14 protein-coding genes are annotated in these 13,657 nt (G+C 41.3%); all 14 read left to right on the top strand.

The window, feature by feature from the left end:
* Positions 1-3 precede the first annotated feature (3 nt).
* The 14 genes from SMI_RS06210 (at position 4) to SMI_RS06145 (ending at position 13,610) form a co-directional block, all read left to right on the top strand.
* On the top strand, positions 4-873 hold the full coding sequence (locus tag SMI_RS06210; protein WP_000411197.1) for a phosphotransferase: 870 nt from the start codon (positions 4-6) through the stop codon (positions 871-873).
* A complete protein-coding gene (locus SMI_RS06205) occupies positions 863-1,741 on the top strand; it encodes a DMT family transporter (RefSeq protein WP_000791851.1) in 879 nt (292 codons plus the stop codon). Before SMI_RS06210 ends, SMI_RS06205 begins: the two co-directional genes overlap by 11 nt.
* Positions 1,742-1,752: 11 nt before the next feature.
* Positions 1,753-2,442 (top strand): sugar phosphate nucleotidyltransferase, encoded by a 690-nt coding sequence (locus SMI_RS06200; RefSeq protein ID WP_000643965.1) that lies wholly within the window; start codon positions 1,753-1,755, stop codon positions 2,440-2,442.
* Positions 2,443-2,534: 92 nt separating this feature from the next.
* Positions 2,535-3,383, top strand: coding sequence for a DNA-processing protein DprA (gene dprA / locus SMI_RS06195; RefSeq protein ID WP_000705314.1), 849 nt, complete (start codon positions 2,535-2,537; stop codon positions 3,381-3,383).
* A gap of 117 nt (positions 3,384-3,500) precedes the next feature.
* Positions 3,501-5,588, top strand: coding sequence for a type I DNA topoisomerase (topA, locus tag SMI_RS06190; protein WP_000179617.1), 2,088 nt, complete (start codon positions 3,501-3,503; stop codon positions 5,586-5,588).
* 256 nt (positions 5,589-5,844) lie between these two features.
* Positions 5,845-6,204 carry a YbaN family protein gene (locus SMI_RS06185; RefSeq protein WP_001237212.1) on the top strand — a complete coding sequence of 120 codons (360 nt, stop codon included), beginning with the start codon at positions 5,845-5,847 and terminating at the stop codon, positions 6,202-6,204.
* 93 nt (positions 6,205-6,297) lie between these two features.
* Entirely contained in the window at positions 6,298-6,930 is a 633-nt protein-coding gene (locus SMI_RS06180; protein WP_000638764.1) for a copper homeostasis protein CutC, read from the top strand.
* Between the two features lie 43 nt (positions 6,931-6,973).
* Entirely contained in the window at positions 6,974-7,630 is a 657-nt protein-coding gene (locus SMI_RS06175; RefSeq protein WP_000461591.1) for an MmcQ/YjbR family DNA-binding protein, read from the top strand.
* A gap of 304 nt (positions 7,631-7,934) precedes the next feature.
* Entirely contained in the window at positions 7,935-9,497 is a 1,563-nt protein-coding gene (locus SMI_RS06170; protein ID WP_001261080.1) for a 2-isopropylmalate synthase, read from the top strand.
* Between the two features lie 11 nt (positions 9,498-9,508).
* A complete protein-coding gene (leuB, locus tag SMI_RS06165; RefSeq protein ID WP_000162527.1) occupies positions 9,509-10,546 on the top strand; it encodes a 3-isopropylmalate dehydrogenase in 1,038 nt (345 codons plus the stop codon).
* Positions 10,543-10,812: a DUF1294 domain-containing protein gene (locus SMI_RS06160; RefSeq protein WP_000762445.1), complete on the top strand. Its 270-nt coding sequence runs from the start codon at positions 10,543-10,545 to the stop codon at positions 10,810-10,812. The genes leuB and SMI_RS06160 overlap by 4 nt, the downstream gene beginning before the upstream one ends.
* A gap of 3 nt (positions 10,813-10,815) precedes the next feature.
* Complete coding sequence (gene leuC / locus SMI_RS06155) at positions 10,816-12,198, top strand: 3-isopropylmalate dehydratase large subunit (RefSeq protein ID WP_000907585.1); 1,383 nt, start codon at positions 10,816-10,818, stop codon at positions 12,196-12,198.
* 9 nt (positions 12,199-12,207) lie between these two features.
* Complete coding sequence (leuD, locus tag SMI_RS06150) at positions 12,208-12,801, top strand: 3-isopropylmalate dehydratase small subunit (RefSeq protein ID WP_000410624.1); 594 nt, start codon at positions 12,208-12,210, stop codon at positions 12,799-12,801.
* 29 nt (positions 12,802-12,830) lie between these two features.
* Complete coding sequence (locus tag SMI_RS06145; RefSeq protein WP_000160516.1) at positions 12,831-13,610, top strand: L-threonylcarbamoyladenylate synthase; 780 nt, start codon at positions 12,831-12,833, stop codon at positions 13,608-13,610.
* Positions 13,611-13,657: the final 47 nt, after the last annotated feature.

Raw genomic sequence — 13,657 nt, 5'->3', positions numbered from 1 at the left:
ATTGTGGAGAAAATCATTAAAGAAAAAATTTCTTCCCTACTTAGTGAAGAAGAGGAAGTCCTCAGTGTTGAACAACTAGGGGGAATGACCAATCAAAACTATTTGGTCAAAACAACAAATAAGCAGTACATTGTTAAGTTCTTTGGTAAAGGGACAGAAAAGCTTATCAATCGTCAAGATGAAAAGTACAATCTTGAACTACTGAAGGATTTAGACCTAGATGTAAAAAATTATCTTTTTGATATTGAAGCGGGTATCAAAGTAAATGAGTATATTGAGTCGGCAATCACGCTTGATTCAACGTCAATCAAGACCAAGTTTGATAAAATTGCTCCAATTTTACAAACCATTCATTCTTCTGGCAAGGAATTAAGAGGTGAATTTGCTCCTTTTGAAGAAATCAAAAAATACGAATCCTTGATTGAAGAAAAAATCCCTTATGCCAACTATGAAGCAGTTAGAAAAGAAGTCTTCTCCTTAGAGAAAAGGCTAGCTGACTTAGGTGTTGACAGAAAATCTTGTCATATCGATTTGGTGCCTGAAAACTTTATCGAATCACCTCAAGGACGACTTTATTTGATTGACTGGGAATATTCATCAATGAACGATCCAATGTGGGATTTGGCTGCCCTCTTTTTAGAGTCTGAATTCACTCATCAAGAGGAAGAAGCTTTCTTATCTCACTATGAGAGTGAGCGAACACCTGTCTCTCGTGAAAAGATTGCCATTTATAAAATTTTACAAGATGCTATTTGGAGTCTATGGACAGTCTATAAAGAAGAGCAAGGGGCAGATTTTGGTGACTATGGTGTGAATCGTTACCAAAGAGCTGTTAAAGGTCTGGCTAATTATGGAGGTTCATATGAAAAATAAAAATGGAGTTTCCTTTGGTCTACTCTCAGGTGTTTTCTGGGGTTTAGGTCTAACGATTAGTGCTTATATCTTTTCGATTTTTACAGATTTGTCGCCCTTTGTGGTAGCCGCTGCTCATGATTTCTTGAGTATCTTTATCTTACTAGCTTTTCTCTTGGTAAAAGAAGGGAGAGTTCGCCTCTCAATTTTCTTAAATATTCGCAATGTTAGCGTTATCATCGGAGCCTTGCTAGCAGGCCCTATCGGTATGCAGGCAAATCTTTATGCAGTTAAGTATATCGGAAGTTCCTTAGCTTCATCAGTATCGGCTATTTATCCTGCGATTTCAGTTTTATTGGCTTTCTTCTTTTTGAAGCACAAGATTTCGAAAAATACTGTGTTTGGGATTGTCTTGATTATTGGAGGGATTATTGCCCAGACCTATAAGGTTGAACAGGTCAATTCCTTCTACATTGGCATTCTCTTTGCTTTGGTTTGTGCTATTGCATGGGGAAGTGAGAGTGTACTTAGCTCCTTTGCTATGGAAAGTGAATTAAGTGAAATCGAAGCCCTCTTGATTCGTCAAGTGACTTCATTCTTGTCCTATCTTGTGATTGTGCTCTTCTCTCATCAGTCATTTGCAGAAGTAGCCAATGGACAATTGCTAGGTCTCATGATTGTCTTTGCTGCCTTTGATATGATTTCTTATTTGGCTTATTATATCGCTATCAATCGCTTGCAACCAGCCAAGGCTACAGGCTTGAACGTGAGTTATGTAGTTTGGACGGTCTTGTTCGCAGTTGTTTTCTTGGGTGCACCGCTAGATATGCTGACAATTATTACGTCACTTGTCGTCATTGCTGGAGTTTATATTATTATCAAAGAATAAAGGAGATTCGTGTGAAAGCCATTATCTTAGCAGCGGGATTGGGAACTCGCTTGCGTCCTATGACTGAAAATACCCCTAAGGCCTTGGTTCAGGTTAATCAAAAACCTTTGATTGAATACCAAATTGAGTTTCTAAAAGAAAAAGGAATCAATGACATCATCATCATTGTTGGTTACCTTAAAGAACAATTCGATTATTTAAAAGAAAAATATGGCGTTCGCCTCGTTTTCAATGATAAATACGCTGACTACAATAATTTTTACTCTCTCTATCTTGTAAAAGAAGAATTAGCTAACAGCTATGTTATTGATGCCGATAATTATCTCTTTAAAAATATGTTCCGCAATGATTTGACACGTTCGACTTATTTTAGTGTCTATCGTGAAGATTGTACTAACGAATGGTTCTTGGTCTATGGAGATGACTACAAGGTTCAAGACATTATTGTTGATAGCAAGGCAGGTCGCATCCTTAGTGGTGTATCCTTCTGGGACGCTCCAACAGCAGAAAAAATTGTTAGCTTTATTGACAAGGCCTATGCAAGTGGCGAATTTGTTGATCTCTATTGGGACAATATGGTTAAGGATAACATCAAAGAGCTGGATGTCTATGTTGAAGAATTAGAAGGCAATAGCATCTATGAGATCGATAGTGTCCAAGATTATCATAAATTAGAAGAAATTCTTAAAAACGAAAATTAAAGATTCCAACATCTGGCTGAAATAGTCGGATGTTTTTTTGATTTTTTACGAATAAAATAAATAGATGAATAGAAAAAGAAATGGAGATATTTATGAAAATCACAAACTATGAAATCTATAAGTTAAAAAAGTCAGGTTTGACCAACCAACAGATTTTGAAAGTCCTAGAATATGGTGAAAATGTTGATCAGGAACTTTTATTGGGTGATATTGCAGAAATATCAGGTTGCCGAAATCCAGCTGTTTTTATGGAACGTTATTTTCAGATAGACGATGCGCATTTGGAGAAGGAGTTTCAAAAATTTCCATCTTTCTCTATTTTAGACGACTGTTATCCTTGGGATTTGAGTGAAATATATGATGCACCTGTGCTTTTATTTTACAAGGGAAATCTGGACCTCTTGAAATTTCCTAAGGTAGCGGTCGTGGGCAGTCGTGCTTGTAGCAAACAGGGAGCTAAGTCAGTTGAAAAAGTCATTCAGGGCTTGGAAAATGAACTAGTTATCGTCAGTGGCTTAGCCAAGGGCATTGACACAGCAGCTCATATGGCAGCTCTGCAGAATGGTGGAAAAACCATTGCAGTGATTGGAACAGGACTGGATGTGTTTTATCCTAAAGCCAATAAACGCTTGCAAGACTACATCGGCAATGACCATCTGATTCTTAGTGAATATGGACCTGGTGAACAACCTCTAAAATTTCATTTTCCTGCCCGTAATCGCATCATTGCTGGACTTTGTCGTGGTGTGATTGTAGCAGAGGCTAAGATGCGTTCAGGTAGTCTCATTACCTGTGAGAGGGCAATGGAAGAAGGACGCGATGTTTTTGCTATACCTGGTAGCATTTTAGATGGACTATCTGATGGATGTCATCATTTGATTCAAGAAGGAGCAAAATTGGTCACCAGTGGGCAAGATGTTCTTGCGGAATTTGAATTTTAAGACAAAATTTCTCTTTCTAAACCAACTTTTCTTCTATATATAGGAGCTAAGTCTTGACAGTTATGGCAAAATGGTTTACACTTTATAAAGTTTATTACTTTGAAAAGGTGTGATACTGTGGCTACGGCAACAAAAAAGAAAAAATCAACAGCTAAAAAAAATCTAGTAATCGTGGAGTCGCCTGCTAAGGCCAAGACGATTGAAAAATATCTAGGCAGAAACTACAAGGTTTTAGCCAGTGTCGGCCATATCCGTGATTTGAAGAAATCCAGTATGTCCGTCGATATTGAAAATAATTACGAACCGCAATATATCAATATCCGAGGAAAAGGTCCTCTCATCAATGACTTGAAAAAAGAAGCCAAAAAAGCTAATAAAGTCTTTCTGGCGAGTGACCCGGACCGTGAAGGAGAAGCGATTTCTTGGCATTTGGCCCATATTCTCAACTTGGATGAGAATGATGCTAACCGTGTGGTCTTCAATGAAATCACCAAGGATGCGGTCAAAAATGCTTTTAAAGAACCTCGTAAGATTGATATGGACTTGGTCGATGCCCAACAGGCTCGTCGTGTCCTAGACCGCTTGGTAGGCTATTCGATTTCGCCTATTTTATGGAAAAAGGTTAAGAAGGGCTTATCAGCAGGGCGCGTTCAGTCTATTGCGCTTAAGTTAATCATTGACCGTGAGAATGAAATCAATGCCTTTCAGCCAGAAGAATACTGGACAATTGATGGTGTCTTTAAAAAGGGAACCAAGCAATTTCAGGCTTCCTTCTATGGAGTAGATGGTAAAAAGCTGAAACTGACTAGTAATGACGAAGTCAAGGAAGTCTTATCTCGTCTGACTAGTAAAGACTTTTCAGTGGATCAGGTGGATAAGAAAGAGCGCAAACGCAATGCTCCTTTACCTTATACTACTTCATCTATGCAGATGGATGCTGCCAATAAAATTAACTTCCGTACTCGAAAAACCATGATGGTTGCCCAACAGCTCTATGAAGGAATTAATATCGGTTCTGGTGTTCAAGGTTTGATTACCTATATGCGTACCGATTCGACTCGTATCAGTCCAGTGGCGCAAAATGAGGCAGCAAGCTTCATTACGGATCGTTTTGGTAGCAAGTATTCTAAGCATGGTAGTAAGGTCAAAAACGCTTCAGGTGCTCAGGATGCTCATGAGGCTATTCGTCCGTCTAGTGTCTTTAATACACCTGAAAGTATTGCTAAGTATCTGGACAAGGATCAGCTCAAGCTTTATACTCTTATTTGGAATCGTTTTGTGGCTAGTCAGATGACAGCTGCTGTCTTTGATACCATGGCTGTTAAATTGTCTCAAAATGGGGTTCAATTTGCTGCTAATGGTAGTCAGGTTAAGTTTGATGGTTATCTTGCCATTTATAATGATTATGATAAGAATAAGATGTTACCAGATATGGCTGTTGGAGATGTGGTTAAGCAGGTCAATAGCAAACCAGAGCAACATTTTACCCAACCGCCTGCTCGTTATTCTGAAGCGACTCTTATCAAGACCTTGGAGGAAAATGGGGTTGGACGTCCGTCAACCTACGCACCGACCATTGAAACTATTCAGAAACGTTATTATGTTCGCCTTGCAGCCAAACGCTTTGAACCAACAGAGTTGGGAGAAATTGTTAACAAGCTCATCGTTGACTATTTCCCAGATATTGTAAACGTGACCTTCACAGCTGAAATGGAAGGCAAGCTGGATGATGTCGAAGTCGGAAAAGAGCAGTGGCAACGTGTCATTGATGCCTTTTACAAACCTTTCTCTAAAGAGGTTGCCAAGGCTGAAGAAGAAATGGAGAAAATCCAGATCAAGGATGAACCAGCTGGATTTGACTGTGAAGTGTGTAGCAGTCCAATGGTCATTAAACTTGGTCGATTTGGTAAGTTCTACGCTTGTAGCAATTTCCCAGATTGCCGTCATACCCAAGCAATCGTGAAAGAAATCGGTGTAGAGTGTCCAAGTTGTCATCAGGGACAAATCATTGAGCGTAAAACAAAACGTAACCGCCTCTTCTATGGTTGCAATCGCTATCCAGACTGTGAATTTACTTCTTGGGACAAGCCTGTTGGTCGTGACTGTCCAAAATGTGGACACTTCCTCATGGAGAAAAAAGTCCGTGGTGGTGGCAAGCAGGTTGTTTGTAGCAAAGGTGACTACGAAGAAGAAAAGATTAAATAAGAGGAGAGTCCTGAAAGTGAATTTCAGGCTCTTTTGGTTAGAGCTTGACAAAATTCACCATTGTATGCGAAACTAGAAGAAGATTATTTTATACTCAATGAAAATTAAAGAGCAAACTAGGAAACTAGCCGCAGGTTGCTCAAAGCACTGCTTTGAGGTTGCAGATAAGACTGACGAAGTCAGGAACCATACCTACGTCAAGGCGACGTTGACGCGGTTTGAAGAGATTTTCGAAGAGTATTAACTAGGAGAAGTTATGCGTCTTATCTATCTAATTATTGGTTTCTTATCACTGGCCTTGGCTATTGTTGGGGTTGTTTTACCCTTGTTACCGACAACACCTTTTCTTTTGTTGTCTATTGCTTGTTTCTCCAGAAGTTCCAAGCGCTTCGAAGCTTGGCTGTATCATACCAAGCTCTATCAACCATATGTAGCTGATTTTCGCGAGACTAAGTCTATTGCGCGTGAACGTAAGAAAAAAATCATCGTATCTATCTACATCTTGATGGGAATTTCCATTTATTTTGCTCCTCTCTTACCAGTCAAAATCGTACTGGGAGCTTTGACTATCTTTATCACCTACTATCTCTTTAAAGTCATTCCTGACAAAGAATAGATAAAAATAGTAGTTATTTCCCTTGATAAAAATGAAAGCATATTCACAATAATATGATATAATAAATTCAAAATAATCTCCAAGGAGAATCAAATGATTTACGAATTTTGTGCTGAAAATGTGACCTTTCTTGAAAAAGCGATGCAGGCTGGAGCTCGTCGAATCGAACTCTGTGACAATCTAGCAGTTGGTGGGACAACGCCCAGCTATGGAGTGACCAAGGCAGCGGTTGAACTGGCAGCTAACTACAATACGACCATCATGACCATGATTCGTCCACGTGGTGGCGACTTTGTCTACAATGACCTAGAAATTGCTATTATGTTAGAAGATATTCGGATGACTGCTCAGGCTGGAAGTCAAGGAGTTGTATTTGGTGCTTTAACTGCTGACAAAAAGTTGGATAAGCCTAATCTGGAGAAGTTGATAGCTGCGTCAAAAGGAATGGAAATTGTCTTTCATATGGCATTTGATGAATTGAGTGAAGATGATCAACTGGAAGCTATTGACTGGCTTAGTCAATCTGGAGTCACTCGCATCTTAACTCGCGCTGGTGTGTCTGGCGACTCCTTAGAAAAACGTTTTGCTCACTATTACAGAATTTTGGAGCACGCTAAAGGTAAAATTGAAATTCTACCAGGTGGGGGGATTGACCTTGACAACCGTCAGACCTTTATCGACCAGCTGGGCGTGACACAATTGCACGGAACTAAGGTGGTCTTTTAAAAAATAGAAAGGAACTGCTAGCTTTGGGTAGCAGTTTTCACTTATGTTTGAAATTTTTAAATCCTATCAGTTTAATCAAGAAAAGGCTCATGTTTATGGTTTTGTAGAAAATAGTGGAGTCTGGACCTATAGTTGCCAGATTTTGCAGGGTGACTTTGTCATGACTGTATCCATCACTGCTGATAATGTGAGTTTTCAAGTCTTTGACCAGGAAACGGGTGACCTCTATCCTCAAGTCCATATGGAAAGTTTTAAAGGAAGTTTTGTTGCAAATGTCCGTGAGACTTGTCTGGAGATTCTTTACCAGATTCGGAAGGCTTGTTTTGAGGTACAGGATTTTATCTGTCCTCAGACTAAGCGAATCATGACTCAAGTTCAGGAAAAGTATGGTAATCAGTTGGAGTATTTGTGGGAGAAATCGCCTGATACGGCAGTGTTAAGACACGAAGGCAATAAAAAGTGGTATGTCGTCTTGATGAAAATCTCTTGGGATAAGCTGGAAAAGGGCAGAGAAGGACAGGTGGAAGCAGTCAACCTCAAGCATGACCAAGTAGCTGATTTACTTTCACACAATGGCGTTTATCCAGCCTTTCATTTGAATAAGCGTTACTGGATTAGTGTGGCGCTTGATGATACTTTATCAGATAAAGAAGTATTGGAATTGATAGAAAAAAGTTGGAACTTAACCACTAAAAAATGAAACATTTCAAGCACTTTCAATTAGCGAAATATTCTTTACTGAAGAAATTTTCAGAAAATATTGGATTTTTTCTTGACAAGTACTTTTGCCTATGCTAAAATACTAAACAAGATATCAAACGAAGGAGAAAGTCAAACATGAAAACAGCTAAGTTTAATCAATTTGCTTTGTTGTTGAGGTACTCGGGCTAGTGCAAAAAGCATTAGTCCTGTTTGGCTTACCAAGCGGGAGTGAATCAACATCTCGCTTGGGTTTCTGAGCGAGATGTTTTTTTAAAACCACATTTGGAAAAGGGGAAATCTTTATGAGAACTGTTGAATTTCTAGATACCAGCCTTCGGGATGGAGAACAGACACCGGGTGTTAACTTTTCAATCAAGGAAAAAATTGCTATAGCAAGACAGCTGGAGAAATGGGGGATTTCAGCCATTGAAGCTGGTTTTCCGGCGGCGAGTCCTGATTCATTCACAGCAGTGCAGGAGATTGCTAAGGCCTTGAAGAAAACAGCTGTAACTGGATTAGCACGTTCTGTCAAGTCTGATATAGATGCTTGTTATGAGGCCCTCAAGGATGCCAAATATCCACAGGTTCACGTCTTTATCGCTACCAGTCCGATTCACCGCAAGTATAAGCTCAATAAAAGTAAGGAAGAGATTTTGGAAGCTATCAAGGAGCATGTTTCCTATGCTCGTTCTAAGTTTGAAGTGGTCGAATTCTCTCCTGAAGATGCGACTAGAACAGAGTTGGATTTCCTCTTACAAGTCGTTCAAACAGCGGTCGATGCAGGTGCGACTTATATCAATATCCCTGATACGGTAGGATTTACTACACCAGAGGAATATGGTGCCATCTTCAAATACCTGATTGAGAATGTCAAGACGGATCGTCAGATTATCTATTCGCCTCACTGTCATGATGATCTTGGAATGGCAGTGGCAAATAGCCTTGCTGCCGTCAAGAATGGGGCAGGACGTGTCGAAGGAACTATCAACGGTATTGGTGAGCGAGCTGGTAATGCTGCTTTGGAAGAAATAGCAGTTGCCCTCAATATTCGCCAAGATTACTACCAAGCAGAAACCAGTATTGTCTTAAATGAGACAATCAATACGTCAGAAATGGTTTCTCGTTTCTCAGGAATTCCAGTTCCTAAAAACAAGGCCGTAGTTGGAGGTAATGCCTTTTCTCACGAATCTGGTATTCACCAGGATGGTGTTCTAAAAAATCCTCTTACTTATGAAATCATCACCCCTGAATTGGTTGGTGTTAAGAGTAATAGTCTTCCGCTTGGAAAATTGTCTGGTCGCCATGCCTTTGTTGAGAAACTAAGAGAACTGGCCCTAGACTTTACAGAAGAGGATATCAAACCACTCTTCGCCAAGTTCAAGGCGCTAGCAGACAAGAAGCAAGAAATCACAGATGCAGATATTCGTGCTCTGGTAGCTGGGATCATGGTTGAAAATCCAGAAGGATTCCACTTTGATGATTTACAACTTCAAACTCATGCAGATAATGACATTGAAGCGCTTGTTAGCCTGGCTAATATGGATGGTGAGAAAGTCGAATTTAATGCGACAGGGCAAGGTTCTGTTGAAGCAATCTTTAACGCTATCGACAAGTTCTTTAATCAATCTGTCCGCTTGGTATCCTATACCATTGACGCGGTGACAGATGGAATTGATGCCCAAGCTCGGGTCTTGGTAACTGTTGAAAACAGAGATACAGAAACTATCTTTAATGCAGCAGGTCTTGATTTCGATGTGTTGAAGGCTTCGGCTATTGCCTACATCAATGCCAATACCTTTGTTCAAAAAGAGAATGCTGGTGAGATGGGACGTAGCGTTTCCTATCGCGATATGCCTAGTGTGTAAAGGAGAAGGCTATGACAAAGAAAATAGTAGCTCTAGCAGGGGATGGAATCGGCCCAGAAATCATGGAGGCTGGTTTAGAGGTTTTGGAAGCTCTAGCTAAAAAAACAGGCTTTGTCTATGAAATAGACAGACGACCTTTTGGAGGTGCAGGTATTGATGCTGCAGGGCATCCCTTACCTGATGAAACCCTCAAGGCATGTAGAGAAGCAGATGCCATTCTCCTAGCAGCTATTGGTAGTCCCCAGTATGATAGTGCAACGGTTCGGCCTGAACAAGGCTTGCTAGCTCTCCGTAAGGAACTCAATCTTTACGCTAATATTCGCCCTGTAAAAATCTTTGACAGTCTCAAGCATTTGTCACCACTCAAACCGGAACGAATTGCTGGTGTAGACTTTGTCATGGTGCGTGAGTTGACAGGTGGGATTTACTTTGGAGATCATATCCTTAAAGAGCGCAAAGCGCGTGATATCAACGACTATAGCTATGAGGAAGTGGAGCGGATTATTCGCAAGGCCTTTGAGATTGCAAGAAATCGGAGAAAAATCGTTACTAGTATTGATAAGCAGAATGTGTTGGCAACATCAAAACTCTGGAGAAAAGTGGCTGAGGATGTCGCACAGGATTTCCCAGATGTGACCTTGGAACACCAGCTAGTGGACTCAGCTGCCATGCTCATGATTACCAATCCTGCTAAGTTTGATGTCATCGTGACAGAAAATCTTTTCGGAGATATTCTCTCGGATGAATCAAGCGTTCTATCTGGCACACTTGGAGTTATGCCATCAGCCAGTCATTCTGAAAATGGACCAAGTCTCTATGAGCCCATTCACGGTTCAGCTCCTGATATTGCAGGTCAAGGAATTGCAAATCCTATTTCCATGATTTTATCAGTGGCCATGATGTTGAGAGACAGTTTTGGACGTTATGAGGATGCAGAGCGTATCGAGTGTGCTGTTGAGGCAAGTTTAGCGGCTGGCATTTTAACAAGAGATATAGGTGGACAGGCTTCGACTAAGGAAATGACGGAAGCTATTATTGCAAGGTTATGAAGTTAGACGAAAAAATTACTCTAGTCCTTTTGATTTGGAATGTCATGGTTTTCTTGATTTATGGTATTGACAAATCCAAGGCAAGGAGAAGAGTTTGGCGCATCCCAGAGAAAATCTTACTTATTTTAGCCCTTACTTGTGGTGGTTTTGGGGCCTGGTTAGCAGGAATCAGCTTTCACCATAAGACTAGAAAATGGTATTTTAAAACAGTTTGGTTTCTCGGGATAGTGCCCACACTAGTAGCTTTATATTTTATTTGGAGGTAATAGATGGCAGGAAAATCGATTTTTGATAAATTATGGGAGCGCCATGTTATCACAGGAGAAGAGGGGCAGCCCCAACTCATGTATGTGGACCAGCACTATATTCACGAGGTGACCAGTCCTCAGGCTTTTCAAGGATTACGAGACGCAGGTCGTAGATTGAGACGACCAGACTTAACATTTGGAACCTTTGACCACAATGTCCCGACGGTCAATATCTACGATATTCGAGATGTGATTTCTAAGGCACAAATTGATAAGCTAGCTGAAAATGTTGAGGAGTTTGGTATTGAACATGCGGCTCACGGTTCTGAAAAGCAGGGAATTGTTCATATGGTTGGTCCAGAAACAGGCCGGACCCAACCAGGAAAATTCATCGTCTGTGGAGACAGCCATACGGCAACTCACGGAGCTTTCGGAGCAATCGCTTTTGGAATTGGGACTAGTGAAGTCGAGCATGTTTTCGCTACTCAGACACTCTGGCAGGTCAAACCCAAGAAAATGCTGGTGGAATTCACTGGTGTTCCTCAAAAAGGAGTTTATTCCAAGGATTTCATTCTAGCCTTGATTGCAAAGTACGGCGTTGCTTGCGGCGTTGGCTACGTGGTGGAATATCGTGGACAAGCGATTGATGCACTGAGCATGGAAGAGCGAATGACCATCTGTAATATGTCCATCGAGTTTGGCTCTAAGATGGGAATTATGAACCCAGATCATACGACTTATGACTATCTCAAGGGACGCGAGTGTGTTCCGGAGAATTTCGAAGAGGCTGTGGCGGATTGGAAAACAATTGTCAGTGATGAGGATGCCGTTTACGATAAAGTTATCCGGATGGATGTCTCAGACTTGGCTCCTATGGTAACCTGGGGAACCAATCCTGCTATGGGAGTTGATTTTGACAGTAGCTTCCCTGAAATTAAGGATATGAATGATGAGCGAGCCTACAATTATATGGGTTTGGAGCCTGGTCAAAAACCAGCGGATATTGAACTAGGCTATATCTTTATTGGCTCATGTACTAACGCTCGTCTCAGTGACTTGCAGCTAGCGGCTCGATTTGTCAAAGGAAAGAAAATTGCTCCCAACTTAACGGCTATCGTAGTTCCAGGTTCTCGTCCTGTGAAACGAGCTGCTGAGAAGTTGGGCTTGGACAAGGTTTTCCTAGACGCTGGCTTTGAGTGGAGAGACCCGGGTTGCTCCATGTGCCTAGGGATGAATCCTGACAAGGTACCTGATGGTGTCCACTGCGCCTCAACCAGTAACCGAAACTTTGAAGACAGACAGGGCTTTGGTGCTAAGACCCATCTCTGCAGTCCAGCCATGGCAGCAGCAGCAGCTATCGCAGGGCGCTTCGTAGATGTTCGGCAAATGCCAGAAGCCCAGTAAGGAGAGGATATGGAGAAATTCACAGTTTATACAGGAACGACCGTTCCTCTTATGAATGATAACATCGACACCGACCAAATCCTACCCAAGCAGTTTCTCAAGTTAATTGATAAAAAAGGCTTTGGTAAGTACCTCATGTATGCTTGGCGTTATCTGGATGACAAGTATACTGAGGATCCAGACTTTGTCTTTAACCGACCTGAATACCGCAAGGCTAGTATTCTCATCTCAGGGGATAACTTTGGGGCAGGGTCTTCGAGGGAACACGCTGCTTGGGCTCTAGCGGACTATGGTTTTAAGGTCGTGATTGCAGGGTCTTTCGGTGATATTCATTACAATAATGAACTAAATAATGGAATGTTGCCAATTGTTCAGCCCAGAGAGGTTAGAGAGAAACTGGCCCAGCTACAACCAAGTGATCAGGTAACTGTGGACTTGGAACAACAAAAAATCATCTCACCAATTGGAGAATTCACTTTTGAAATCGATAGCGAGTGGAAACACAAGCTCTTAAATGGTTTGGATGATATCGGAATTACCTTGCAGTATGAAGATCTGATTGCTGCATATGAAAAACAACGACCAGCCTACTGGCAGGATTAGAAGAAAAATAGAAAAGGAAATATAGAACTATGACAAAACACATTCAATGGAACGGAACACTTTCACAAGAAGGCTATGACATTTTAAAAGGTAAGGGCGGATGTATCGTTTGCCCAACAAAAGTTGGTTACATCATCATGACTAGTGACAAGGCAGGACTTGAGCGTAAGTTCGCAGCCAAAGAACGCAATCGTAACAAACCAGGTGTTGTTCTCTGCGGTAGTATGGATGAGCTTCGCGCTTTAGCACAACTCAACCCAGAAATTGAAGCCTTCTACCAAAAACATTGGGACGAAGATATTCTTCTTGGTTGTATCCTTCCTTGGAAACCAGAAGCCTTTGAAAAACTCAAAGCATACGGTGATGGCCGTGAAGAACTGATGACTGACGTCCGTGGTACTAGCTGTTTCGTTATCAAGTTTGGGAAAGCTGGTGAACAATTGGCTGCCAAACTTTGGGAAGAAGGTAAAATGGTTTATGCCTCATCTGCAAACCCATCTGGAAAAGGAAACCGTGGTAAGGTAGAAGGTATCGGAGAACGCATCGAAGGGGCAGTTGACCTTGTTATCGAGGCAGACGACTATGTGGCATCTATCCAGCCTGACAAAACGATTGAAACCCGCTACGAGCAAGGTGTGATGGTGTCTATGGTCGATAAAGACGGCAAACTCATCCCAGAACAAGGAGGAGCACGTTCAACTTCACCAGCTCCAGTTGTAATCCGCAAAGGGCTTGACATTGATAAGATTATGATGCACCTGTCAGACACCTTTAACTCATGGGACTACCGTCAGGGTGAGTATTATTAGGATAGAGAAGGATTGGGGAGAAAATAATCTCTCCTTTTTTTATTGTC

Origin of the sequence: Streptococcus mitis B6 (assembly GCF_000027165.1) — a bacterium.
GTDB lineage: Bacteria > Bacillota > Bacilli > Lactobacillales > Streptococcaceae > Streptococcus > Streptococcus mitis_AR.
The sequence above is the reverse complement of the archived record's forward strand: the minus strand, read 5'-3'. Positions and strand labels throughout refer to the sequence as shown.